The sequence below is a fragment of the Arthrobacter sp. Dra40 genome (assembly GCF_059091905.1).
The window spans coordinates 92,174-116,053 of sequence record NZ_JBNHHB010000003.1 but is presented as its reverse complement, the minus strand read 5'-3'; the positions used below and the strand labels follow the sequence as shown (position 1 = coordinate 116,053).

The window sequence follows — 23,880 nt, the reverse complement described above, 5'->3', positions numbered from 1 at the left end:
ATTGGACCGACGCCGCTGCCTAGCGGCTCCGCGGCCAAGGCCTGATGCAGACGACGCCCCTGCCATGACCCGGCAGGGGCGCCGTCCGTTTAATCGCCGAGTGAGCAGGTGGGTGCGCAGGCGTGTCCGGTTGGTCCCGGACGCTCCCGGATGGTCTGATGGAAGGACCCGCATCGGATCAGCAGCAGGCAATTGTCCGCGCCGCTGGCGGGACCTTGCCTCACGATTGAAGGAAGTACGGAAACAGATGGCCTTGATGCCCGCTGCGGAGATCGACGTCACCAACGACCTGGTGCAGCGGTTGATAGCCGACCAGTTTCCGGATCTGGCCCAGCTGCCCCTGGTGCGGGTGGCGAACGGCTGGGACAACGTCACGTTCAAACTCGGCGGCGAGTTGGCCGTCCGGCTGCCGCGCCGCGAGGCAGCCGCGGACCTGCTGGTGAACGAGCAGCAGTGGCTGCCGTCGCTGGCCCCGGAACTTCCGGTTGCCGTGCCCGCCCCGGTGCGCTGCGGCAAGCCGTCGTCGTACTATCCCTGGTCCTGGTCGGTAGTGCCGTGGCTCGAAGGCCGCGCCGCCTGGCGCCTCCGCGCGGAGGAACGACGTTCGCTGGCCACCGGGTTGGCCGCATTCGTGGCCACGCTGCACCTACCCGCGCCATCCGGCGCGCCGATGAATCCGGTCCGCGGCGTGCCGCTGGCCTCGCGCAATGCGGCCGTCCTGCAGCGGCTGGATTCGGGCGATGTTCCGCAGCCGGAACGCGTCGCGGCGCTATGGCGCCAGCTGTCGGCCCTGCCCGCGTGGGACGGGCCGGCGCTGTGGCTGCACGGCGACCTTCACCCCGGCAACCTGGTGGTGGAGGGCACCCGGCTGGCAGGCGTGATCGACTTCGGCGACATCACCGCGGGCGATCCGGCCACAGATCTGGCCGCTGCCTGGCTGGTGTTCGATGCGGCGGGACGCCGGGAGTTCATCGCTGCGGTCGAATCGCGCACCGATGTGTCGCCGGAGACCTGGCAGCGCGCCCGCGGCTGGGCGTTGGCGATGGCGACGGCGCTGCTGACCTCCTCCGACGACAACCGGCTGTTGCGAGGCGTGGGGGAGCGCGCGCTGGCCGAGGTGCTCTCCGGAAGCTAGGCGCCGGGCTGAAGCCGCAGTAGCATGACCGGACTGCGCAACAGCTTGGCGGAACAGAGGAGGCGCGATGCCCGGAACCGGAGGTCTGCGGCTGCACGCCACCGTTTTGGGCGCCCCTGACCCGCTGGCCCTGGCGGACTTCTACGGCCGGCTTCTGGGCTGGGACGTTCGCACCAAGGAGCCGGACTGGGTCACGTTGGCCAATCCGAGTGGCGGTCCCGGCCTGTCCTTCCAGCTGGAAAACGACTACCGCCGGCCGGTTTGGCCCGAAGAACCCGGCGAGCAACAGATGCTGATGCACCTGGACATTCTGGTCGAGGACCTGACCAGTGCCTGCGGCCATGCGGAAGCAGTCGGCGCCGAGCCGGCGGCATTTCAACCGCAGGACGACGTCCGCGTTTACTTCGACCCGGCCGGTCATCCGTTCTGCCTCTTCGAAAACGAGCAACGCTCGGCCACCCACGCTGAGCGTGGGCGACCGAGCGCCGAGGACGCCCGGCTGACTTAGCCGTCGAACAGCCGGGAGCGGATCAGGAAGCGCTTGCCCTCGGGTGCCTCCACGGAGAACCCGCTGCCGCGCCCCTGCACCACGTCCACGGTCAGATGCGTGTGCTTCCAGTACGCGAACTGTTCCCGCGACATCCAGAAGTCAAGGCTTCCGCGGTCCGGAAGGTCGAACGTTCCCAGCAACACGTCCGCATCTGCCGTGAGGAATTCGCCCGCCGGATAGCACATCGGCGACGACCCGTCGCAGCAGCCGCCGGATTGGTGGAACATCAGCGGCCCGTGGGTCTCCCACAGTTTCTGCAGCAGCCCGACGGCCGGACCGGTGAGCGCTACCCGGGAAAAATCCTCCCCGGGCAGCGCTACCGTGGCCTCGAGCGCCGCCTCGTGTTGCGCAGCCGGCGGGCTGGGAGCACCCTCCGGCTGCGGTGAAGCAGTCGCCATGAGCGGACCTGTCTCTAGAAGAAGCCGAGCTTGTTCTCGTTGTAGCTGACCAGCAGGTTCTTGGTCTGCTGGTAGTGGTCCAGCATCATCGAGTGGTTTTCCCGCCCGATGCCGGAGGACTTGTAACCGCCGAACGCCGCTCCCGCCGGGTAGGCGTGGTAGTTGTTCACCCACACGCGGCCGGCCTGGATTTCGCGTCCGGCCCGGTAGGCCACGTTTCCATTGCGGCTCCACACTCCGGCGCCCAGCCCGTAGAGGGTGTCGTTCGCGATCTCCAGGGCCTCCTCGTAGCCGGCAAAACGGGTGACCGAGACGACGGGCCCGAAGATCTCCTCCTGGAAGATGCGCATGCTGTTGTCACCCTCGAAGATGGTCGGCTTCACGTAGTAGCCGTCGGCCAGGTCCCCATCCAGAATGTTGCGCCCGCCGCCGGTCAGGACCTTCGCCCCCTCCTGCTTGCCGATGTCCATGTAGGACAGGATCTTCTCCAGCTGGTCGTTGGAGGCCTGCGCACCGATCTGGGTGTCCGTGTCCAGCGGGTTGCCCTGGATGATCGCCTCGGTCCGCGCCAGTGCGTCGGCCATGAACGAGTCGTAGATGGAATCCTGCACCAGCGCTCGGGACGGGCAGGTGCAGACTTCGCCCTGGTTGAAGGCGAACAGCGTGAAGCCCTCCAGCGCCTTGTCGTAGAACGCATCGTTCTCGGACGCCACGTCGGAGAAGAATATGTTCGGGCTCTTCCCGCCCAGCTCCAGGGTGACCGGGATCAGGTTCTGGGATGCGTACTGGCTGATCAGGCGGCCGGTGGTGGTCTCGCCGGTGAAGGCGATCTTGCGGATCCGCGGGCTGGAGGCGAGCGGCTTGCCGGCTTCCACACCGAAACCGTTGACCACATTGACCACGCCGGCCGGCAGGATGTCCGCGATCAGTTCCATCAGCACCAGGATGGACGCGGGGGTCTGCTCCGCAGGCTTAAGCACGACGGCGTTGCCCGCCGCGAGCGCGGGCGCCAGCTTCCAGGTGGCCATCAGGATGGGGAAATTCCAGGGAATGATCTGGCCGACCACACCCAGCGGCTCGTGGTAGTGGTAGGCGGTGGTGTCGTCGTCGAGCTGGGAGAGCCGGCCCTCCTGCGCGCGGATGGCGGAGGCGAAATAGCGGAAGTGGTCGGCCGCCAGCGGGATGTCTGCGGCCAGCGTCTCGCGGACGGCCTTGCCGTTGTCCCAGGTTTCCGCCACGGCCAGCAGTTCGAGGTTCTCCTCGATCCGGTCGGCGATCCGGTTCAGCACGGCTGCCCGGTCCGCCACCGAGGTCTTGCCCCAGGACGGCGCCGCCTTGTGTGCGGCATCCAGGGCCAAGTCGATGTCTTCGGCGGTGCCGCGCGCCACCTCGCAGAACGGCTTGCCGGTCACGGGGGAGATGTTCTCAAAGTACTGGTTCTTGACCGGGGCGACCCACTCGCCGCCGATCCAGTTCTCATACCGTTGCTTGAAGCTGACCGGTGATCCCTCGGTTCCGGGCTGGGCGTAAACAGTCATGTTGACTCCTTCGGCTTCGGTTCCGGACCGCGCTGGCCCGGCAGACTGCGCTGTCTGTGGTGACGAGCCTACGGAAGGCAAGGTTGCATCGAGGTTGCACCCGGCGTTGGGTATGGGGCGGTCAGCCGTCCCCGGCCTCCAACTGCTCCAAGCGGGCGACGACCCCGGCCCGCCTGGGTGAGCGCGGCGGCAGGAGGCGGAGCGCCGCGTGCCAGGCATCGCCGTCGTTCTTCGCTTCGGGAAGCTCAAGGTAGCGCATCACCGTTTCCGGCGAGGCACTGCTGAGCACCGACTCGCGCAGCGTGGCGCTGACCTGGTGGCGGAAATCGACGATGCCCGGCGCCTCGGACCCCGGAATGATCTGGCCCTGGTAAAGATCGAGGGCCTGGCGGTAGGAGCCCCGGGCCAGGCGCTGCAGGGCCCGCTGCGCGTCGACGGCCAGCGGCTGCCGCAGCCGGTACGGCCGCGATTCGGGGACCGCGGCGGGGCTGATGCCGGCCAGAAGTTTGCGCAGCCGGACCATCTCGGCCCGCAACGTGGCGCCACGGGCGTGCGGGTTGAGCTGGTCGGCCAGTTGCTCGGCCGTCAGGCCGGCCGGGTGCAGGGCCATCAGGGTGAGGATCTCGGTGTGCCGCTGGGACAATTCGATGCGCCGGCCGGCCAGCTCCAAAAGGCCATGGTCCCGGCCCGTGATGCTGAGGCCGGCGGGCTGTTGCCTGGCCCGGCTGCTGGGCGCCGCCTGCAGGCGAATGATCCGCAGCTCGGCCTCGGCCGCGGCCACCGCGGCCCGGACCAGCGACAGCGTATGCGGAGCGGCGGCTTCCTCCCCGCCGGTCAGATCCACCACGCCGAGGACGGCGCCGGAATCGGGATCGTGAATGGGGACGGCGGTGCAGCTCCACGAATGGACCGCCCTGCTGAAGTGCTCGGCGCCGGCAATCTGCACCCCGTGGCCCAGGGCGAGGGCGGTGCCGGGGGCGCTGGTGCCCACGGATGCCTCGGACCAGTCGGTGCCCGGCATGAACATCATGCCCTCCGCACGTTCCCGCAGCCGGGTAGCGCCATCCACCCAGAGCAGGCGCCCGTGCTGGTCCCCGACGGCCACCAGCATTCCCGCTTCATGGCTGGGTTCCACCAGCAAACGGCTGAAGACGGGCATGATGGCAGCCAGGGGATGGTCCCGGCGGAAGGCGTCCAGTTCGTCGTCGGCCAGGACCAGCCGGGCCAACGCGCGGTCCGGATCTGCGGCGTGCCGCAGGGAGCGTTGCCACGAGTCGCGGACCACCGGGCGCAGGCCCGGGAGGCGCAGGCTCCCGGAACGGCCGATCAGTTCGTCCGGATCAAGACCTTCGTGGGCCTCGTAGGCCCGGTCCTGCACGGGCCGGGACGCTGGCTGGGCAGAGTGCGGCACTGGAGATCCCCCTTGTACCGGATCACCACCACGGATCTGTGGCAGAAGTCACAGTCTAGCCCGCGGCGGACGGGACGATCCAGCCAAGGCTCAGGCCGGCACTAGCCGCAGGGGCAGCGAGGCGTAGCCCTTCAACGTGTTATGCAGGTACGGGACAGGTTCGCCGGTGAACTCGATCCGCTCCACGTGATGGGCCAGCCAGGTCAGGACAACGTGCATCTCCAACCGGGTGATGGGCTGGCCGACGCAGCGGTGGATGCCGTTGCCGAAGGCGATCATGCTGGCGGCCTCGCGTTCGACCCGGAAGACGTCCGCGTCCGGACCGAACTGGACCTCGTCCCGGTTGGCGGAGCCCAGGAACAGGGCCAGCTTGCTTCCGGCCGCCAGGCTGACCCCGGCGATCTCGGTGTCGGCGGACGTGGTCCGGTAGAAGGACTGGAACGGGGATTCGAAGCGCAGCACCTCGTTGATGGCCAGCGACACCATCCGCGGGTTCTGCCGCAGGATGCGCCACTGTTCCGGATGCTCGGCAAAGAGCTTGAGGGCGTTGCCGATGCCGATCACGGTGGTGTCCAGGCCCGCGGACAGCAGGGCCCTGACCACCAGTGGGGCCATGTCCGCCGGCAGCTCGCCGCGGTCCACATACTGCCACAGTTGTTCGCCCATCCCGCCGGGGCTGAGGTTTTCCCGACGGGTCCGGTCCATCACCCACTCCGGAGTTCCGGCACCTTGTTCGAAGTAGTAGCGGTGGCGTTCGTTTTCCGGGCCGAAGTGGCTGAAGTTCATCGCGCCATGGGTCAGCAGGTTCTCCTCGCGGCCCTCCCGCGGAATGCCCACGGCATCGCCGAACGCCCGGAGCGGGAAGACCTCGGCCAGGTCCTTGACCCCGTCGATCGAACCACGCGCCAGCAGTTCCGGCAGCAACTGGTCGGCGTAGGCTTCGAATCCGGCCCGCAGCGCACGCGTCCCCCTGGGCGAGATCACCCCGGCCATGGCGTCCCGCATCAGCGTGTGCCGCGGCGGGTCGGACTCGAGGATGCCCTGCGGCCGCCAATAAGGTTCCTTCAGCAGGTCCTTGGGTCCCACGCCGGCGGCGGAGATGAAGGTGACGTGGTCGGCGAGAATATCGCGGCACTCGGCGTAGCGTGCGAAGGCCGGCACCTGGTACTTCTCCAGCCAGACCGCCGGGCCGGCCGCCCGCATCCGGCAGAACAGGCTGTACGGGTCGACCAGTACGTCATCCGCGTACGGGTCGTCGGTGATCGCCGGAATCATCTGGTGTGTCCTGGTTGTCACGGGCAGGCCTCGCTCACGTCGAAAGGGAAGGAAGAAGTGCTTGCCAGCAAAACTACAGCCCCGCGCGCCGGACGCGTACTGTGACGCGCTCCACTTCGACGGGGCTCTTACGTAGAGTTGCCCTAGTGACCCGGACCACCGTCCGGGCGGCCGCGTGCTCCCGGCCGGACCGAGAGATAAGGACAACGCGTGAAGGCGCTCTTCAAGCCCGGCCCACAGGCCGGCTTCGAGCTGGCGGACCGGCCGGAACCGGAACCCGGCTTCGGCGAGGTCAAGATCAAAGTCTTGACCACCGGCATCTGCGGCACCGACCTGCACATCCAGGCCTGGGACGACTGGGCCGCGGGCGCGGTGAACAGTCCGCTGATCCCCGGCCACGAGTTCTATGGTGAAGTCGTGGCCACCGGCACCGGGGTGCGGGATGTGCAGATCGGGGACCGGGTCTCGGGTGAGGGACACATAGTCTGCGGCACCTGCCGCAACTGCAGGGCCGGCCGGCGGCAGATGTGCATCCGCACTATCAGTGTGGGCGTGCAGCGCGACGGCGCCTTCGCCGAATACGTGGTGATACCGGAAACCAACGTCTGGGTGCATACCGATCCGGCCGTCACGCCGGAAATGGGCGCCATCTTCGATCCGTTCGGCAACGCCGTCCACACCGCCCTGAGCTTCCCGCTGGTCGGCGAAGACGTCCTGATCACCGGTGCCGGGCCCATCGGACTGATGGCGATTGCCGTGGTCCGCCACGCCGGCGCGCGCAAGATCGCCGTCACCGATGTGTCCGCCTCAAGGCTGGAGCTGGCCAAACAGATGGGCGCGGACATGTGCGTGGACGTCAGCCAGACCAAGGTGGCCGAGGCGCAGCGGCAGCTGGAGCTGGCCGAAGGCTTCGACATCGGCCTGGAAATGTCCGGCCGTGCCTCTGCGCTGCAGGCGATGATCGACAATATGACGCACGGCGGGCGGATTGCGCTGCTGGGGCTGCCGGCCGAAGACATCAGCATCGACTGGGCCAAGGTGGTCACGCATATGCTCACGCTCAAGGGCATCTATGGCCGCGAGATGTTCGAAACCTGGTACGCGATGAGCGCCATGCTCTCGTCCAGCCCCGCGCTGCACGCGGCGATATCCTCGGTGATCACGGACGTGCTCCCGGCCGCCGAGTGGGAGCACGGGTTCGAGATCGCCCGGCACGGCGAAGGCGGCAAAGTGGTCCTCGACTGGACCCGGATCTAGGGGAGGCAAGCATGTACGGAACGCTCAAGGACCAGCTGACCGCCGAGCTGGCGGAGATTCGCAACGCCGGACTGTTCAAGGCGGAGCGCCGCATCACCACGCCGCAGTCCAGCCACATTGCGGCCAGCGCGCCGGACGGGTCCGCACGCGAGGTGCTGAACTTCTGCGCGAACAACTACCTGGGGCTGGCGGACCACCCGGAGATCATCGCCGCCGCGAAAGCCGCGATGGACGAACGCGGGTTCGGCATGGCCAGCGTTCGGTTCATCTGCGGCACGCAGGATCTGCACCTGCAGCTGGAACAGCAGGTCTCCCGCTTCCTCGGAACCGAGGACACCATTCTGTTTTCGTCCTGTTTCGACGCCAACGGCGGGGTCTTCGAGTCCCTGTTTGGCCCCGATGATGCCATCATCTCTGACTCGCTGAACCACGCCTCGATCATCGACGGCATCCGGCTGTCCAAGGCGGTCCGCTTCCGCTATGCGAACCGGGACATGGCCGAGCTCGAGTCCAGGCTGCAGGAAGCCGCGCAATTGAACGACGGCGCCGGCGCCCGGCGGACGGTCGTCGTCACCGACGGCGTCTTCTCCATGGACGGCTACCTGGCCCCGCTGGAGCAAATCTGCGAACTGGCCGGGACATACGGAGCACTGGTGATGGTGGACGACTCGCACGCCGTCGGCTTCATGGGAGCCAGCGGTGCGGGCACGCCGGAGCATGCAGGCGTCTCGGACAAGGTGGACATCTATACCGGCACCTTCGGGAAGGCCTTGGGCGGCGCCTCCGGCGGCTACGTCTCCGGCCGCCGCGAAATCGTGGCGATGCTGCGGCAAAAGGCCCGGCCGTACCTGTTCTCCAACTCGGTGGCCCCGGCCATCGTCGCCGCCACGCTGAAGGCGCTGGAGCTGGTGGGCGGTTCGGCCGAACTGCGGTCCCGGCTGCAGGACAACACCGCGCTGTTCCGGCGCCGGATGGCCGAGGAAGGCTTCGACCTGCTGGAAGGCGTTCACCCGATTGTCCCGGTGATGTTCCACGACGCCGTCCTCGCCGGCCGGACGGCCGAGGCCATGCTGGAGCACGGCGTGTACGTCACCGCCTTCAGCTACCCGGTGGTGCCCAAGGATGCGGCGCGGATCCGCGTGCAGCTGTCGGCGGCCCACACGGCGGAGGACATCGAAGCCTGCGTCGCCGCGTTTGTCGCCTCCCGGCAGGCGGTCCAGCCGGCATGACAGCGATCAGCTGCGACGTCCTGATCATCGGCGGCGGCATCGCCGGGCTCTCGCTGGCCGCCGAACTCGCCGGCCGGGTGCGCGTGGTGCTGGCGGAGGCCGAGCCCACCCTGGGCTACCACACCTCCAGCCGGTCGGCACGCCAGTTGGTGCCCAGCTACGGCCCGCCGGCCATCCAGCAGCTCACTGCCCGGACCCTGGACCTGCTGCACCGCCGGGAAAGCGAGGCCGGCCTGCAGATCCTCAGCCACCGGTCGTTCCTGCTGATCGGATCCGAAGCTGCCGTGAAGGAGCACGCCAGCGGCCAGATGGAGTTCATCGACCCGGCCAGTGCACATGGGCTGAGCCCGGAACTGAGGCCCGATGCGTTTGAAGCCGCCGGGCTGGACCGGACATCGTTCGGCTGCCGCACCGATGTCCTGCTCGAGCACCACCGGGGCACGTCGCGCGCTGCAGGGGCACGGTTCCTGATGGAATCGCGTGTCCACTCGGCCCGGCGGCATGGCAGCGGCTGGCAACTGGTCGCGGGCCGGGAGATCATCGAGGCCGGAATAGTGGTGGATGCAGCCGGCGCGTGGGCGGACCAGGTTGCGGCCCTGTTCGGGGCCAAGCCGCAGGGGTTGGTGCCGTACCGGCGGACCGCGGCGGTGGTGGACGTGGCCCGGCCGCTCTCCCCGCGGCAGCCCATGGTGGCCGCGGCGGACGACAGCTTCTACTACCGGCCGGAGAACGGCCAGGTGCTGATTTCCCCGTCCGAAACCGAGCCGAGCGAACCCGAGGACGCCCGTCCGCGGGAGGCGGACGTGCAGCGGGCCATCGCCCACATCGGCAGGAGCACCACCCTGGCCATCACTGGCGTGGCCAGGGCCTGGACCGGGCTGCGGACGGAACCTGCCGACGGGCATCCGGTGGTGGGCTTCGATCCCGAGGCCGAAGGCTTCTTCTGGCTGGCCGGGCAGGGCGGTTATGGATTCCAGACCTCGGCCGGGATCGCCGAACTCGCGGCGGGACTGATTCTGGGAGAGCACGACGGCGCCGGCGACGTTCCCGCTGCCCTCAGCCCCCGCCGTCGTACTTTCCCGCTGTAGAGCGGGACCGCTGCGGGACGTGCCGGGGCGGCGCTAGACGGGCTGTCCGGCGGCCTCGGCTTCGAAGGCGTTGTAGAAGCGCAGCCCCAGTTCCCGGGCGCCGGCGGCGTTGTAGTGGATGTGTCCCATGTCCTGGCTGGCGCCGGAGGGGCCTTCGACGAACGCCGTCCGCGGCCGGAGCGACGGGATGGCGCGGTGTGCGGCATCGATGCCGCGGCGTCCCGGATCGCCGGGTAGCCACTCCGGCACCATGCCGCCGATCAGGAACGGCGCCGGCCCCAGGGCATTGCGGACCAGGTCGATGATCTGCAGCAGCTTGGCCTGGTACCACGCCTGGGAGGAGCCCAACACGGCTTCCGCCTCGCCCTGGTGCCAGAGGACCGCGGCGAGGCGGTTGTGCGGATTCAGCGCCAGCGCGCTGCGGCCGGCATCCAGCGCGCGATGGAACAGATTGGTCCGCGCACGCGTGTTGTCCGGATCCCAGGAGTAGTCGGCGTTGCCGGTGATCGAGGTGCCGCCCATGGCTGCGGGCACCAGCAGCACCTTGCGGCCGGCCGGTTGGGCCAGCCAGAGCTGACGGGCGAATTCAAACCCCGGGCCGACGGCGGGCCGGCCCTCCACCCGCACGCTGGCGACGTGGCAGAGCGGCTCGCTGGCGGTGATCACCTGGCCGGTGAGGGGGCCGGATGCGGCCAGCTGGTCGATGCCGTCCAGCTCCACATCGATGGCGGGATCAAAGGGCAGGCCGCAGCCCTGCATGTTGGACTGGCCCAGCAACAGGACGACGTCGTAGCCGGCCTGCCGGGGGTCCACGCGCCCGTTGGGAGCGGTTCGCGCCGCGGCGGAGGCCGTCGGGGCCAGGAGCTGGACCAGTGCTCGGTGGGTGGCCGACGTCGGATCGGCGACCAGCCGCGCGAGCTGCTCGTCGCCGGGCGCGGCATCTGGTCGCACCGCCGCTGCGGCACCTGCCGTGCCGAGGACCCCGGCGCCGATCCCGGCCGCGAGGACGGGGACGGTCCGCTGCAGCAGCTTTCGGCGGCTCGGCCGGGCCTCGGGTGTGTCGGCGCCCATGCGGCAGGTCCTTCTCCGGCGCCGGCCCCCGATGTTTCCGGCGTTGGTTCCGGCCCGGCGATCCGGAACCAACGGTGTTTCCGGGCACCAGTGTAGTGCCGTTCGGGTCAGTTCAGTGCGCTGCCCGCCGCCTGCTCGACCGCGTCCAGCAGTACGCCGCTGTCCACAAGCACGCGGACGGCCTCGATCTCCGGGGAGAGATAGCGGTCGGTGCCCGGCCCTTCCACCACCGTGCGGATTTCCCGGCGCACGGCGGTGACGGCGGGGGCGCTTCGGGAGCTGTCCACGCCCCCGTCGCGCATGTCCAGGGCGCGGGCGCTGGTGAGCAATTCGATGGCCAGCACCCGGGTCAGGCCGTCCAGGGCGCGGCGCAGCTTCAGTCCGGCGGACCAGCCCATCGAGACGTGGTCTTCCTGCATGGCCGAGGACGGGATCGAGTCCACCGACGCCGGATTCGCCAGCCGCTTGAGCTCGCTGACAATGCCGGCCTGGGTGTACTGGGCGATCATGTGCCCGGAGTCCACGCCCGGGTCGTCGGCCAGGAAGGCATTAAGCCCGTGGCTGCGGGCCGAGTCAAGGAACCGGTCGGTGCGCCGTTCGCTCATCGAGGCAAGGTCAGCCACCGCAATAGCCAGGAAATCCAACGCATAGCCAACGGGAGCGCCATGGAAGTTGCCGTTGGACTCCACCCTGCCGTCCACGGTGACCACCGGATTATCGACGGCGGAGGACAACTCGTAACCGGCCACCGATTCCACGTGGGCCAGGGTGGCGCGGGCCGCGCCGTGCACCTGCGGGGCGCAGCGCAGCGAGTACGCATCCTGGACCCGGGTGAACCGGTGCTGGCCGTGCTTCTGCTCCTCGATCAGGGCGGAGCCGGCGAGGACGGTGCGCATGTTGGCGGCGGCGGCAATCTGGCCGGGATGCGGCCGCAGCGCGTGCAGGTCCTCGGCCAGCACCGAATCCGTGCCCAGCAAGCCTTCAATGCTCATGGCGGCGGCGAGGTCGGCCGTCTTGAGCAGCCGGTGCAGGTCCGCCGAGGCCATGATCAGCATGCCCAGCATGCCGTCGGTGCCGTTGATCAGCGCCAGGCCTTCCTTCTCCCGCAGTTCCACCGGTTCCAGCCCCGCGGCGGCCAGCGCCTGGGCCGCGGGCACCAGCTCGCCCTCGTTGTTGCGGACCTGGCCTTCTCCCATCAGGGCGAGCGCGCAATGTGCCAGCGGTGCCAGATCGCCGGAGCAGCCCAGGGAGCCGTATTCACCGACGACGGGAGTGATCCCGGCATTGAGGATCCCGGCATACGCCTGGGCAACCATGGGCCGGACGCCGGTGCGGCCGGTGGCCATGGTGGACAGCCGGTTGAGCATCAGCCCGCGGATCACTTCCCGGTCCACTTCCGCACCGGAGGACGCCGCGTGGCTGCGGATCAGGCTGCGCTGCAGCTGCGTGCGCAGCTCCACCGGGATCTGTTTGGTGGCCAGGGCCCCGAAGCCGGTGCTGACGCCGTAGTGCGGCACGTCGTCGTCCACCAGCGCCTCGATCACCTTTCGCGACGCGGCCATCGCGGCGAGCGACTCCTCGCTGAGTTCCACGGCGGCGCCGTGACGGGCGACGGCGACGACGTCGGCGGGGGAGAGCGGTCCGACGGAGACGGAGACGGAAACGGTCTGGAGCTGGGACTGGGACATGGTGCCTTTCAAGCGGTAATGGTCTGGATGGGTGCGGGCGCGGGGGCTAGTCGGCGATCAGTGCATCGTAATCGGGGTCGTTCTTCAGGACGCCGTACTTGACGGCGGCCGACCCCAGCTTCTGCAGGCCCTCCCGGTTGATCTCCGGGTACCAGCGGGACATCACTACCGTCTCGGCGAGTTCGGGCGTGATCTTGGCATAGTCCTGGATGACCGAGCGCACCTCGTCGTCGTTCTCCGCAGCGAACTGGAAGGACTTCTCCAGCGCCCGGCGGAACCGCTCCACGAGTTCGGGGTTCTCCTGCATGGTCTGCTCGGAGGTGAAGTAGAAGGCCGAATCGAAGTCCTCGGTGAGGTCGGTCATCGGGCTGGCCACAATCTCGCCGCCGGCTTCAAGGATCTGGGTGCGGAACGGCTCGGTGGTCCAGGCCGCATCGACGTCACCGCGCTCCAGCGCCGCCGGCATGTTCGGGTAGGGCATCTCCACGAAGTCGACGTCGTCCGGGTTGCCGCCGGCCTGCTCAACGGCATTGCGGATGGTGACATCCGCAAAGTTGTTCAGCGCATTGACGGCAACTGTCTTGCCCACCAGATCGGCCGCATTCTCGATTCCGGCTTCCGGCAGGGCGGCGACCTCGGTCACGTCTTTGCCCGGGACGTTGGTGGAACTGGAGCCATTGGAGACCACGGTGATCGGCAGCCCTTTGTCCCGCGCGATCAGCAGCGAAACGACGTTGGAGTAGCCGAACTCGTATTCGCCGGTCATGACCGCCGGGACGATCGCGGCACCGCCCTGGGCCAGCTGGACAGAGAGCTGGATGCCTTCGTCCTCGAAGTAGCCCTCCTGAATGCCCAGATACACCGGGGCCACGTCCGTGATCGGGATCAGCCCCAGATTCACCTGGTCCAGCGAACCGTCCGCCGACGGGGCCGCGGGTTGCGTCCCGCCGCCGGTCGAGGAGGGGCTGCCGGAGCCGCAGCCCGTCAGCAGCAGGGCACCGGCCAGCACCGCCGCCGACGCGGTGGCCAGAAGGGGGCGGCGGGCGGTGGGGGCCGCGGACAACAGTTGGCGCATGGGGGTCTCCTTTATCTGCCGATCCATGGCATGTTCGTTTCGAAGAGTAAAACGAATCGGCTGTTACCCGAAACTACCTAGCCGATGTGTCGTGGGTCAATACTTTAGGGAAAATTCTTGCCGCTGGATGAAATTGATGTTTTACTGGCTGCAATAAGCCGATCTCGACGGAGGAGCAGCATGGTGCCAAAAACGGGTGCGGATCCCACCACCAGGGCGGCCGACCGTGCGCTGGCGCTGTTGCGCATCGTCTGCGAGAACGACGGCGTCAAGCTCGCCGACGCGGCCAAGGCCGTCGGGTTGTCCGCCTCAACGGCGCTGCGCCTGCTGCGCACGCTGGAAGCCAACGGATTCGCCGCGAAACGCGGAAACGCCTTGTACCGTCCGGGCTTTCGGATGGTGCAGCTGGGCGTGCAGGCGCTCAGCCATGAGTCGCTGGTCGACGCCGGCCGGGATGTCCTGCGAACCCTGGTGGACCGGACCGGCGAATCCGCGTACCTGAGCGTGACCGCCGGCAACGAGCACGGGCTGTACGTGGCCATCGAAGAAGGCACCCACACGGTGCGGCACGTGAACTGGGTGGGCCGGACCTTCCCGATCGCTGGCAGCGCGGCCGGGGCGGCACTGAGCGGACAGGTGGGCCGCGGCACGTTCACCGTCATGGCGGACAGCGTGGAGGCCGACGTGACCGCCGTCGCGGCGCCCGTCTTCGCCGGAGAGAAGGTCGTCGCGGCGCTGAGCATTGTCGCTCCGAGTTACCGCACCACAACTGAAGCAGCAGAAAAATTTGGACTGCTGTTGGCCGAACAGGCCGGCGCACTTTTCGCCGAGCCGGAAACTACGTCCTAGCCAGAAACTCCCAGCCAGAAACCCCCTGCCAGAAACCTCGAGCCAGATTCGTCCCAGCCAGAAAGGGCACAACAATGACGTTCACCCAGCACGATCCCTCCCGCACCATCCGAGCTTCCCGCGGCACCACGCTGACCGCCAAGAGCTGGCAGACCGAGGCGCCGCTTCGGATGCTCATGAACAACCTTGACCCCGAAGTGGCCGAGCGCCCCGAGGACCTGGTGGTCTACGGCGGAACAGGCCGCGCCGCGCGGTCCTGGGAGGCCTATGACGCGATCGTGAAGACGCTGGCGGATCTGGAAGACGATGAGACGCTGCTGGTCCAGTCGGGTAAACCGGTCGGCGTGCTCCGGACCAACCCGTGGGCGCCGCGGGTGCTGCTGGCCAATTCGAACCTGGTGGGGGACTGGGCCAACTGGCCGGAGTTCCGCCGGCTGGAAGCCGAGGGCCTGATGATGTACGGACAGATGACCGCCGGTTCCTGGATCTACATCGGCACCCAGGGCATCCTGCAGGGCACCTTCGAGACCTTCGCCGCCGTCGGGGCCAAGCTGCACGAGGCCGGCAAGACCGGATCCCCCACGCTGGCTGGAACGCTGACGCTGACCGGCGGCTGCGGCGGCATGGGCGGGGCCCAGCCGCTGGCGGTCACGCTCAACGATGGCGCCTGCCTGATCGTCGACGTGGACGAGGCGAGGCTGCGCCGCCGCGTGGGCAAGCGCTACTTGGACGAGGTGGAGACGGATCTGGACACCGCCATCGCCAAGGTCATGAAGGCCAAGGAAGAAGGCCGCGGCTGGTCGGTGGGCTACGTGGGCAATGCCGCCGAGGTGTTCCCGGAGATCCTGCGCAGGCATAAGGCCGGCGAGCTCACCGTGGATGTGGTCACCGACCAGACCTCCGCCCACGATCCGCTGTCCTACCTGCCCGAGGGAATCTCGGTGGCGGACTGGCAGCGCGAGGCACAGGCGGATCCCGAGGGGTTCACCAAGAAGGCGCAGGCCTCGATGGCCCGGCACGTGCAGGCGATGGTGGAGTTCCAGGATGCCGGCGCCGAAGTCTTCGACTACGGCAACTCGATCCGCGACGAGGCACGCAAGGGCGGCTACGACCGGGCCTTCGAGTTCCCCGGTTTCGTGCCGGCTTACATCCGGCCGCTGTTCTGCGAGGGCCTCGGGCCGTTCCGCTGGGTGGCGCTGTCCGGCGACCCGAAGGACATCGAAGTCACCGACGCCGCGCTGAAGGAACTCTTCCCGGAGAACGAACACCTGCACCGCTGGCTGGACGCCGCCGCCGAACGGGTGGAGTTCGAAGGGCTGCCGGCGCGCATCTGTTGGCTGGGCTACGGCGAGCGGCACCAGGCCGGCCTGCTGTTCAACCGGCTGGTGGCAGAAGGCAAGGTCTCGGCGCCGATCGTGATCGGCCGCGACCACCTTGACTCTGGTTCCGTCGCCTCGCCCTACCGCGAGACCGAGGCGATGGCCGACGGCTCCGACGCCATCGCCGACTGGCCGCTGCTGAACGCGCTGACGGCCGCGAGCTCCGGGGCCACCTGGGTTTCCATCCACCACGGCGGCGGCGTCGGCATCGGGCGTTCCATCCACGCCGGCCAGGTCTCGGTGGCGGACGGCACGGAACTGGCGGCGCAGAAGCTGGAGCGGTTGCTGACCAACGACCCGGGCATGGGTGTGATCCGGCATGTGGATGCGGGCTACGACCGGGCGGTCGAAGTGGCGGCCGAGCGCGGCGTCCGGATCCCGATGGCGGACTAGACTGCTGGCCGTTGACCGGCTTTCGCCGGCGCTTCGACACCTCGCTCGTTCCTCGCTCGGCGAGGCGCGCCTACACGAAAGCCGGTCTTCGGCCGATATCCACGAGGGCTCCGGTGGGGCGACCCGCGTGCTCTATACGAATGCCGGCCTTGGGCCACTACAGCTAACGAAGGAAAGTTGGATCATGGAAACGGTCACCTCGCTCCTGGACTCTATTGCCGATGTCGGGCGGGATGGGCAGCGCGGGGGGTATTCGCGCCCGGTGTTCTCCACCGCTGAGCTGGGTTTGCGCGGCTGGTTCATCGAACAGGCCGGGCGCCGCGGCCTGGATGTGGAGACGGACCGCAACGGCATCATCTGGGCGTGGTGGGGCGAGCCACAGCGCGGCGCGCTGGTCACCGGCAGCCATCTGGACTCGGTACCCGGGGGCGGTGCCTTCGACGGTCCGCTGGGTGTCGCATCGGCGCTCGCCGCCGTCGACGTGCTCAAGGAGCGCGGCGTGCAGCCGAACAGGCCGCTGGCCGTCACGGTCTTTCCGGAAGAGGAAGGTTCGCGGTTCGGGGTGGCGTGCCTCGGCTCCCGGCTGCTGGCCGGGGCCATCGACCCGGACAAAGCCCGGAACCTGCGCGATGAGCACGGTACGACCTTCGCCGATGCCGCCCGCGCCAACGGTCTGGATCCGGCGCACCTCGGGCGCGATGACGAGGCGCTGGCACGGATCGGCGACTTCGTCGAGCTGCATGTGGAGCAGGGCCGCGGCCTGGGCGAGGACGGCCCGGCCATCGCCGTCGGCAGTTCCATCTTGGGCCACGGGCGGTGGCGGATCAGCGTCGCCGGCCAGGGTAACCACGCCGGCACCACGCTGATGGCCGACCGTGCGGACCCGATGGTCGCCGCCGCGCAGATCATCCTGGCCGTGCAACAGATCGCAACCAAACAGTCCGACGCCCGGGCCACGGTTGGACGGATTCAGCCGGTTCCCGGCGGCACGAATGTGATCGCCTCGCGGGTGGATTTGTGGCTGGACGCCCGGCACCCGGACGACGCCGTCACCGCGCAGCTGGTCGAGACCATCCACGGCAAGGCGCAGAAGATTGCGGCCTTCGAAGGCTGCTCGGTGTCCCTGACGGAAGAGTCCTACAGCGGCACGGTGCACTTCGACTCGGCCTTGCAGCGCCAGCTGGAGAATGCCCTGCCCGGTGCCCCGGTGATGGCTACCGGTGCGGGGCACGACGCCGGCGTGTTGGCCGCGCGGGTGCCCTCGGGCATGCTGTTCGTGAAGAACCCCTCCGGCATCTCGCACTCGCCGGAGGAATACGTGGAACCGTGGGACGCCGACGCCGGCGCTGCCGCCCTCGCCGATGTGCTGGAGGCCCTGCTGTGAGCCGCATCTGGTGCGAACGCGCCTGGCTGGGGCCGGAGGGCGTGGCGGAGAACATCCTGCTGGAAACCGACGACGGCGGTGCCATCACCCACGTGGGCACGGCACCGCGGCCGGATCCTGCCGACGGCGTGTTGGTGCTGGACGGCGTGGTCTTCCCGGCCGCGGCCAACGCGCATTCGCATGCCTTCCACCGTGCCCTGCGCGGCCGCACGCACGCGGGCAGGGGCGACTTCTGGACCTGGCGCGAGCAGATGTACCAGGCGGCCGGCGCGCTGACACCCGGCAAGTACGAGCGCCTGGCCACCGCCGTGTTCGCCGAGATGGTGGCCGCCGGTTTCAGCAGCGTGGCCGAATTCCACTACGTCCACCACCGCCCGGACGGCGCAGCGTACGGCGGTGGCCTGGGCGCTGACGGGCACGGTCCAGACGGCGCCGGGAACGGCCGCCAGGGCGACGCCGATGACCACGCCGGCGAGCATGCGATGGAACTGGCGCTGTGCCGGGCCGCCGCCGCCGCCGGTATCCGCCTGACCCTGCTGGACACCTGCTATCTGGCCGGCGGCATCGGCAAGCCGCTGGCGCCTGAACAACAGCGGTTTGGCGACGGCGACGTGCACGCCTGGCTGGACAGGCTGGACTCGCTCCGGAAGACCGTTGCAGCCAGGTTCGACCCGGCCCAGATCACCGTGGGGGCGGCGCTGCACTCGGTGCGCGGCGTGCCCGAATCCGCGCTGCCGGTCATTGCCGACCGGCTGTCGCCTGAGCTGCCGCTGCACATCCACTTGTCCGAGCAGCCGGCCGAGAACGAGGCCTGCGTGGCGGAGTACGGCGTCACGCCGGCCGGACTGCTCGCGCGGCACGGCCTGCTGTCGCCACGCCTGAGCGCCGTCCACGCCACCCACCTGACCGTCGAGGACATCGAACTGCTGGGCGGCGCCGGCGCCACCGTGGTGATGTGCCCGACCACCGAGGCCGACCTCGCCGATGGCATCGGCCCGGCCCGGGCTCTGGCCGATGCCGGCGCCCTCATCGCACTCGGCACGGACCAGCACGCCGTGGTGGACCCGTGGCTGGAGATGCGGGCGCTGGAGCACGGCGAACGCCTGGCCAGCGGGCAGCGCGGCCGGTTCTCACCGGACGAACTCCTGCACGCCGCGACGGCTGGAGCCGTGGCCGCGATGGCGACCCCCACCGCGGGCATCGCCGTCGGCATGGCAGCCGATCTGGCCGCGGTCAACCCAGCCTCCATGCGCACGGTGGGCTCGGCCCCCGGCCAGTTGCCGCTGACGGCCACGTCAGCGGATGTCACGGCCGTCGTCGTCGGCGGGGAACTGCTGGCGGTCAACGGCATCCATTCGCGGCTGGGCCAGCCCGCCGACCTGCTGTCCGCGGCACTGAAGGAGATCGCATGAGCACCGTCATCACCAATATCGGCGAACTGCACACGCAGGACCCGGCCCAAGGCGCTGATGCAGTGCTCCACGATGCCGCGGTGGTCATCGAGGGGGAGCGCATTGCCTGGCTCGGTTCCTCGACGCAGGCACCCGACGCCGACGAACACTTCGATGCCGGCGGACGAGCCGTGTTGCCGGGATGGGTGGACTCACACACCCACTTGGTCTTCGCCGGCGACCGTACCGCCGAGTTCGAAGCCCGGATGGCCGGGCAGTCCTATCAGGCCGGCGGGATCGCGGTCACCACCGGCGCCACCCGCGAAGCCAGCGACTACGACCTGACCCGGCTGCTGCTGGCCCGCGTCGCGGAGGCATCGGCCGGCGGCACCACCTACCTTGAGACGAAGACCGGCTACGGCCTGGACGTGGAGCAGGAGGCCCGCAGCGCCCGGATCGCCTCCACCGTGGTCGACGAGGTGACGTACCTCGGCGCGCACCTGGTCCCGGGCGGCATGGACGCCGACGAGTACACCGATCTGGTGTGCGGCGACATGCTGTCTGCGGTCAGGCCCTACGTGCAGTGGGCGGACGTGTTTTGCGAACGCGGCGCCTTCAACGAGGAGCAGTCACGCCGGGTCCTCGCTGCCTGCCGCGACGCCGGCCTCGGACTGCGCGTGCACGGCAACCAGCTGGGCGAGGGCCCCGGCGTGCGGCTGGCGGTGGAATTTGGCGCGGCCAGCGTGGACCACGTGAACTACCTCTCCGACGACGACGTCGCAGCGCTCGCCGGAACCTGGGCGGGCTGGGACCGGGCCAGCGGCACGGGGGGGCGCGGCACCGTGGCCACCTGCCTGCCGGCCTGCGATCTGTCCACTCGACAGCCGCTGGCGCCGGGACGGCAGCTGCTGGATGCCGGCGCGGAAATTGCCCTGGCATCCAACTGCAACCCCGGCACTTCCTTCACCAGTTCCATGAACTTTTGCGTGACGACGGCGGTGCTGCAGATGGGATTGAGCGTCCAGGAAGCGGTCCGCGCGGCGACCTACGGCGGTGCCCTGGCCTTGGGCCGGCACGTGGGCCGGGACGCGGACGGGGAGCGGGCGGTGGGTTCTATCGCCGTCGGGCACCGCGCCGACCTGCACTTGCTCAACGCGCCCTCGGCCACCCACCTGGCCTACCGCCCCGGCATGCCGCTGACGGCCGCCGTCTGGCGGGCGGGCGTGAGCTCGGCTGGGAGGGGCTGAGCCGCTGCCCTGGAGCGGGAGCGGTTTTCAGCCGATGTGTTCGTAGCGGTTGGGGTCCTTGACGTCGTGGCAATGCGCCAGCACTTCGACGGCTCGGTCAGGGTCCTGGTCCTTAAGTGCCTGCAGAATGCTGCGGTGATCGTGGATGACCTTGGCCTGGTGTTCCGGTCCCTGCCGGTAGGTCAAGGTAATCCTGTGCTGGATGGGGTGGTTCCAGATGGAGGCAATGACGCCGCGCAGGTAGTCGTTGGCAGCGGGCTCCACAAGGGCCAGATGGAACGCGCGGCCCAGCCGGAAGAGTTCGTCGCTGTCCTGCGGGTCAACGATCTCCGTCTCGTCGATGAGGCCATTGAGCCGCACCAGTTGCTGCGGTGTGTAGGAGCCGATGGCGTTCCGGACCGCTAGGGATTCCAGGGCGTAGCGCACCTCGAAGACGTTCTCGATCTCACGCTCGTCGAGCTGGTTGACGATGTAGCCCTTGCCCGGAACAAGGGTGGTCAGTCCTTCCAGCGTCAGCTGGGTGAGCGCATCGCGGACGGGTGTGCGGGACACGCCGTACTGCGAAGCGACCCCCTCCTGCGCCAAAGCCGAGCCTGGCTTGATGGCCCCGCTGATGATGTCGGCGCTCAGCTGCTCGTGGACGCGGACAGACAGCGGTCTCACATCGTTCGGAATCGCAGCCATGGTCGGCCTCCTTCTGTTCTGTGCACTCTAGCGTTCCGCCGGCAGCAGGACGCGCTTCCAGGTGGAAATTGGGTGAAACGGTAACGTACTGAACCTTTTGCGAAAAGTGCTTGACGTCACATTGATGCTCTGAATACAGTGTATACACACGTGATGGAGGAGAACCGAAAATGTATGTGCTGAACACTTGGTATGTGGCGGCGTGGTCAACGGAGGTCACCCGCAAGCCGGTGCGCCGGGTCATCTGCGAGCAGCCGATCGTCCTGTTCCGGACCCAGGACAACGAAGCCATTGCCTTGGCGGACCGCTGTGCGCACCGCGCCTTCCCGCTCTCCGAGGGCAGGACCGTCGGTGATTCGGTGGAGTGCGGTTACCACGGTTTCACTTACGGCCCCGACGGTATGTGCACCAAGGTGCCGGCCCAGACGTCGATCCCGGAACGCGCAAAGGTGCGCAAATACCCGGTGGTGGAGCAGGACGGCTGGATCTGGGTCTGGACCGGCGATCCGGAGCTGGCCGATCCGGCCGACGTTCCGGATACCCACTGGATGGTGGACCCGGAGTGGGCCACGGTCACCCATTCGTACCACTTCAAGTGCCGGGCCGACCTGATCCATGACAACCTGTTGGACCTGACCCACGAGTCCTTCCTGCACCAGACCACCGTGGGCGATGACTACATCTACGAACACGGGATTACCGTCGAGGTTGACGGCAACGTGGTCAGCGTGGACCGCCTCATGCCTTCGGTTGAAGCACCGCCGCTGTACGCCGAAACGATGGACGCCCGCGGGCTGTTCGACCGCTTCCACTGCACCGAGTTCTTCGTGCCGAACCTGCATGTGCTCCACTCGGGCATCACCGGCGAGGGCAAGCCCCGCGAAGAGGGCTTCCTGATCAAGGTGCTGAACGGCATCACGCCGATCGACGCGCACAACTCCTGGTACTACTACGCCTTCAGCCGCAACTTCGCCGTGGACAACGAGCAGGCGACCGAAGACCTTCGCGTCGGCCTGGCCACCGTTCTGGACGAGGACGCCTCCGCGCTGGAGGCACAGGAGATTGGCATGCAGACTCGTCCCGATGGCGAATTCGACGTGCTGATCGCCCAGGACGGCGGCGTGGCCAGGGCCCGGCGCATCCTGAGCGCGCTGCTGAAGCAGGAACAGCAGGCGAAGGCTGCGGCCCAGCCGGCTGCCCGCCGGGAGCCGGTTGCTCCCAGGACGGCATAGGTTCCGCCATGTGGATGCTGATCAGAGCCAACCCGCTCGGCGGCGAAATTTCCGCCGAAACGGGCGCCAAGATCTTGGCGGCGTGCCCGGACTCGGCCGAGCGCGGCGATCCGTGGCGGTGGACGGTGCAGCTGGATGAAACCGGCCCCGAGCCCACCGTGGAGCTGGAGGCCGATGCAAGTTACATCGCCTCCGAAAGCCTCCGCTACACCGGCAGCTATACGGGCACGCTGCAGCGCGGGCCCGGCGAGCAGCTGATTGTGACCGGACTCGGCGGCGAAGCGTTGGTCGCGGCGGAGGACGGACCGTGGGAACGCTGGTTGCGGGCCGGGGATGTCTTCATCGTCGAGGGCGAGGACGCCGAGACCATCCGGCTTTCGCTCGCCGCCGGAGAATCCGCTGTCCAGGTCATCACCCTCGCCCCGCGGAAAGCCAAGGTCCTGAGGTGGGTCCCCTGACCGCGGCAGGGCCCAACCGGCAGCTGTGCATTGCCGGTCGGGCGCATTCGTAACCAGTCGCCGGACGCACCTCCCTGCTGCACATCGAAACTGAAATTTTCTAGCACCGAGGCACTGGTCGTCTCCTGATCAGTGCGGATATCCACAACCGGACAATGCCGTCCGGACCATGAAAGGAAAGTCCATGCGTCATTCTCGTCAACGTGCCACCCGTTCCCATCTCCTGGCCGGATCCGTCCTGCTGGCTGTTTCCCTAACCGCCTGCACCAACGCCTCCGGCGCGGCTACGGGCCCCGCGGACACTGCTGCTCCGGTCGCGTCGGGCGCCGGGGTGGAAGCCGTGCAGATCAACGAAGCCGCCCGGGACCTGCTGCCGGAGGACGTCCTGGCCGCCGGTACGCTGAAAGTCGCTTCTGACCCGACTTATGCCCCGTTCGAGTATTACGACACCGACAACAAGACCATGATCGGCTTCGACGTGGACTTCTCCGACGCAGTCGGCGCGGCCTTGGGACTGAAGGTGGAGCACGTACCGGCAACGTTCGACACGATCCTGGCCGGCCTGGCCTCCGGCAAGTACGACATGGCGATGTCGGCCTTCTCCGTCACGCCCGAACGCGAGAAGATCGTCGACTTCGTCGAGTACCTCCACACCGGCACGGGCATCGCCGTCGCTCCCGGAAATCCGCTGGGCATCTCCATGGACCCCATGAGCATGTGCGGAAAGAAGATTGCCGGCCAGAAGGGATCGATCCAGTCGATGGAGTACCTGCCGGAGTTCTCCAAGGAATGTACTGCGGCAGGCAAAGAAGAAATCAAGATCCAGAACTTTCCCGGGCAGACCGACGCCAACCTGGCGCTGGCTTCCGGCCGTGTCGACGGAGTGATCGCGGACAGCGTTCCGCTGGCCTACCAAGGCAAGGAAGCCAACGGCCAGTTCGAACTGGCCGAGGGCGAGGACTACGATGCCGTACCGTTCGGGATTGCCCTGGCCAAGGACACCGGGATGAAGGAAGCCGTCGCGGCAGCAGTGAAGAGTGTCATCGCCGGTGGCCACTATGAGGAGCTCGGCGACAAGTGGGACTTCCCGGAGTCCGTGCTGATCAGCTCTGAAGCCCTCGAGGCGAAGTAGCGGAGAGGAAGCAGCC

21 protein-coding genes are annotated in these 23,880 nt (G+C 68.4%); 13 read left to right on the top strand and 8 right to left on the bottom strand.

Annotated features, from left to right (window positions below; genetic code table 11):
* Nucleotides 1–247: 247 nt before the first annotated feature.
* A complete protein-coding gene (locus tag AC5RWT_RS02950) occupies nucleotides 248–1,135 on the top strand; it encodes an aminoglycoside phosphotransferase family protein (protein ID WP_494079065.1) in 888 nt (295 codons plus the stop codon).
* 67 nt (nucleotides 1,136–1,202) lie between these two features.
* The gene (locus AC5RWT_RS02945; RefSeq protein WP_494044717.1) at nucleotides 1,203–1,643 is read left to right on the top strand and encodes a VOC family protein; all 441 of its coding nucleotides are present in this window, start codon (nucleotides 1,203–1,205) and stop codon (nucleotides 1,641–1,643) included.
* Here AC5RWT_RS02945 and AC5RWT_RS02940 read toward each other — a convergent pair.
* The 4 genes from AC5RWT_RS02940 to AC5RWT_RS02925 all read right to left on the bottom strand — a co-directional run bounded on the left by AC5RWT_RS02940 (nucleotide 1,640) and on the right by AC5RWT_RS02925 (nucleotide 6,328).
* Nucleotides 1,640–2,083, bottom strand: coding sequence for a DUF779 domain-containing protein (locus tag AC5RWT_RS02940; protein WP_494079064.1), 444 nt, complete (start codon nucleotides 2,081–2,083; stop codon nucleotides 1,640–1,642). The genes AC5RWT_RS02945 and AC5RWT_RS02940 overlap by 4 nt on opposite strands.
* A 14-nt stretch (nucleotides 2,084–2,097) precedes the next feature.
* Entirely contained in the window at nucleotides 2,098–3,621 is a 1,524-nt protein-coding gene (exaC, locus tag AC5RWT_RS02935; protein WP_494079063.1) for an acetaldehyde dehydrogenase ExaC, read from the bottom strand.
* A 121-nt stretch (nucleotides 3,622–3,742) separates the two neighbouring features.
* Nucleotides 3,743–5,032: a GAF domain-containing protein gene (locus AC5RWT_RS02930; protein ID WP_494079062.1), complete on the bottom strand. Its 1,290-nt coding sequence runs from the start codon at nucleotides 5,030–5,032 to the stop codon at nucleotides 3,743–3,745.
* A 90-nt stretch (nucleotides 5,033–5,122) separates the two neighbouring features.
* On the bottom strand, nucleotides 5,123–6,328 hold the full coding sequence (locus AC5RWT_RS02925; RefSeq protein ID WP_494079061.1) for a cytochrome P450: 1,206 nt from the start codon (nucleotides 6,326–6,328) through the stop codon (nucleotides 5,123–5,125).
* Between the two features lie 189 nt (nucleotides 6,329–6,517).
* On the opposite strand from AC5RWT_RS02925, the gene tdh reads away from it, so the two are divergent.
* From tdh to AC5RWT_RS02910, 3 genes are read left to right on the top strand one after another with little or no spacing between them, the layout of a single operon-like run.
* Nucleotides 6,518–7,564, top strand: a complete 1,047-nt coding sequence (tdh, locus tag AC5RWT_RS02920) for an L-threonine 3-dehydrogenase (RefSeq protein WP_494079060.1) — start codon at nucleotides 6,518–6,520, stop codon at nucleotides 7,562–7,564.
* A gap of 11 nt (nucleotides 7,565–7,575) precedes the next feature.
* Entirely contained in the window at nucleotides 7,576–8,793 is a 1,218-nt protein-coding gene (locus tag AC5RWT_RS02915; protein ID WP_494079059.1) for a glycine C-acetyltransferase, read from the top strand.
* On the top strand, nucleotides 8,790–9,881 hold the full coding sequence (locus tag AC5RWT_RS02910; RefSeq protein WP_494079058.1) for an NAD(P)/FAD-dependent oxidoreductase: 1,092 nt from the start codon (nucleotides 8,790–8,792) through the stop codon (nucleotides 9,879–9,881). Before AC5RWT_RS02915 ends, AC5RWT_RS02910 begins: the two co-directional genes overlap by 4 nt.
* A 33-nt stretch (nucleotides 9,882–9,914) precedes the next feature.
* Here the strand turns inward: AC5RWT_RS02910 and AC5RWT_RS02905 are convergent, their stop codons facing one another.
* The 3 genes from AC5RWT_RS02905 to AC5RWT_RS02895 all read right to left on the bottom strand — a co-directional run bounded on the left by AC5RWT_RS02905 (nucleotide 9,915) and on the right by AC5RWT_RS02895 (nucleotide 13,715).
* Nucleotides 9,915–10,952 (bottom strand): sialate O-acetylesterase, encoded by a 1,038-nt coding sequence (locus AC5RWT_RS02905; protein WP_494079057.1) that lies wholly within the window; start codon nucleotides 10,950–10,952, stop codon nucleotides 9,915–9,917.
* Between the two features lie 107 nt (nucleotides 10,953–11,059).
* The gene (gene hutH, locus AC5RWT_RS02900) at nucleotides 11,060–12,640 is read right to left on the bottom strand and encodes a histidine ammonia-lyase (RefSeq protein WP_494079056.1); all 1,581 of its coding nucleotides are present in this window, start codon (nucleotides 12,638–12,640) and stop codon (nucleotides 11,060–11,062) included.
* Nucleotides 12,641–12,686: 46 nt separating this feature from the next.
* A complete protein-coding gene (locus AC5RWT_RS02895; protein WP_494079055.1) occupies nucleotides 12,687–13,715 on the bottom strand; it encodes an ABC transporter substrate-binding protein in 1,029 nt (342 codons plus the stop codon).
* Between the two features lie 180 nt (nucleotides 13,716–13,895).
* Between AC5RWT_RS02895 and AC5RWT_RS02890 the strand changes: the two genes are divergently transcribed.
* The 5 genes from AC5RWT_RS02890 to hutI all read left to right on the top strand — a co-directional run bounded on the left by AC5RWT_RS02890 (nucleotide 13,896) and on the right by hutI (nucleotide 20,358).
* Entirely contained in the window at nucleotides 13,896–14,564 is a 669-nt protein-coding gene (locus tag AC5RWT_RS02890; protein WP_494079054.1) for an IclR family transcriptional regulator, read from the top strand.
* A 74-nt stretch (nucleotides 14,565–14,638) separates the two neighbouring features.
* A complete protein-coding gene (gene hutU / locus AC5RWT_RS02885; protein WP_494079053.1) occupies nucleotides 14,639–16,336 on the top strand; it encodes a urocanate hydratase in 1,698 nt (565 codons plus the stop codon).
* Between the two features lie 184 nt (nucleotides 16,337–16,520).
* Complete coding sequence (locus AC5RWT_RS02880) at nucleotides 16,521–17,720, top strand: allantoate amidohydrolase (RefSeq protein WP_494079052.1); 1,200 nt, start codon at nucleotides 16,521–16,523, stop codon at nucleotides 17,718–17,720.
* On the top strand, nucleotides 17,717–19,132 hold the full coding sequence (locus AC5RWT_RS02875) for an amidohydrolase family protein (RefSeq protein WP_494079051.1): 1,416 nt from the start codon (nucleotides 17,717–17,719) through the stop codon (nucleotides 19,130–19,132). The genes AC5RWT_RS02880 and AC5RWT_RS02875 overlap by 4 nt, the downstream gene beginning before the upstream one ends.
* Nucleotides 19,129–20,358, top strand: a complete 1,230-nt coding sequence (gene hutI, locus AC5RWT_RS02870; RefSeq protein WP_494079050.1) for an imidazolonepropionase — start codon at nucleotides 19,129–19,131, stop codon at nucleotides 20,356–20,358. The genes AC5RWT_RS02875 and hutI overlap by 4 nt, the downstream gene beginning before the upstream one ends.
* Before the next feature lie 27 nt (nucleotides 20,359–20,385).
* Here hutI and AC5RWT_RS02865 read toward each other — a convergent pair whose 3' ends face one another.
* On the bottom strand, nucleotides 20,386–21,042 hold the full coding sequence (locus tag AC5RWT_RS02865) for a GntR family transcriptional regulator (protein ID WP_494044733.1): 657 nt from the start codon (nucleotides 21,040–21,042) through the stop codon (nucleotides 20,386–20,388).
* Nucleotides 21,043–21,212: 170 nt separating this feature from the next.
* Here AC5RWT_RS02865 and AC5RWT_RS02860 point away from each other — a divergent pair, with 170 nt between their 5' ends.
* From AC5RWT_RS02860 to AC5RWT_RS02850, 3 genes are all read left to right on the top strand, one after another.
* The gene (locus AC5RWT_RS02860) at nucleotides 21,213–22,274 is read left to right on the top strand and encodes a Rieske 2Fe-2S domain-containing protein (RefSeq protein ID WP_494079049.1); all 1,062 of its coding nucleotides are present in this window, start codon (nucleotides 21,213–21,215) and stop codon (nucleotides 22,272–22,274) included.
* Nucleotides 22,275–22,282: 8 nt separating this feature from the next.
* Entirely contained in the window at nucleotides 22,283–22,732 is a 450-nt protein-coding gene (locus AC5RWT_RS02855; protein ID WP_494079048.1) for a hypothetical protein, read from the top strand.
* 184 nt (nucleotides 22,733–22,916) lie between these two features.
* A complete protein-coding gene (locus AC5RWT_RS02850; protein ID WP_494079047.1) occupies nucleotides 22,917–23,864 on the top strand; it encodes an ABC transporter substrate-binding protein in 948 nt (315 codons plus the stop codon).
* The last annotated feature ends 16 nt before the right edge of the window (nucleotides 23,865–23,880 follow it).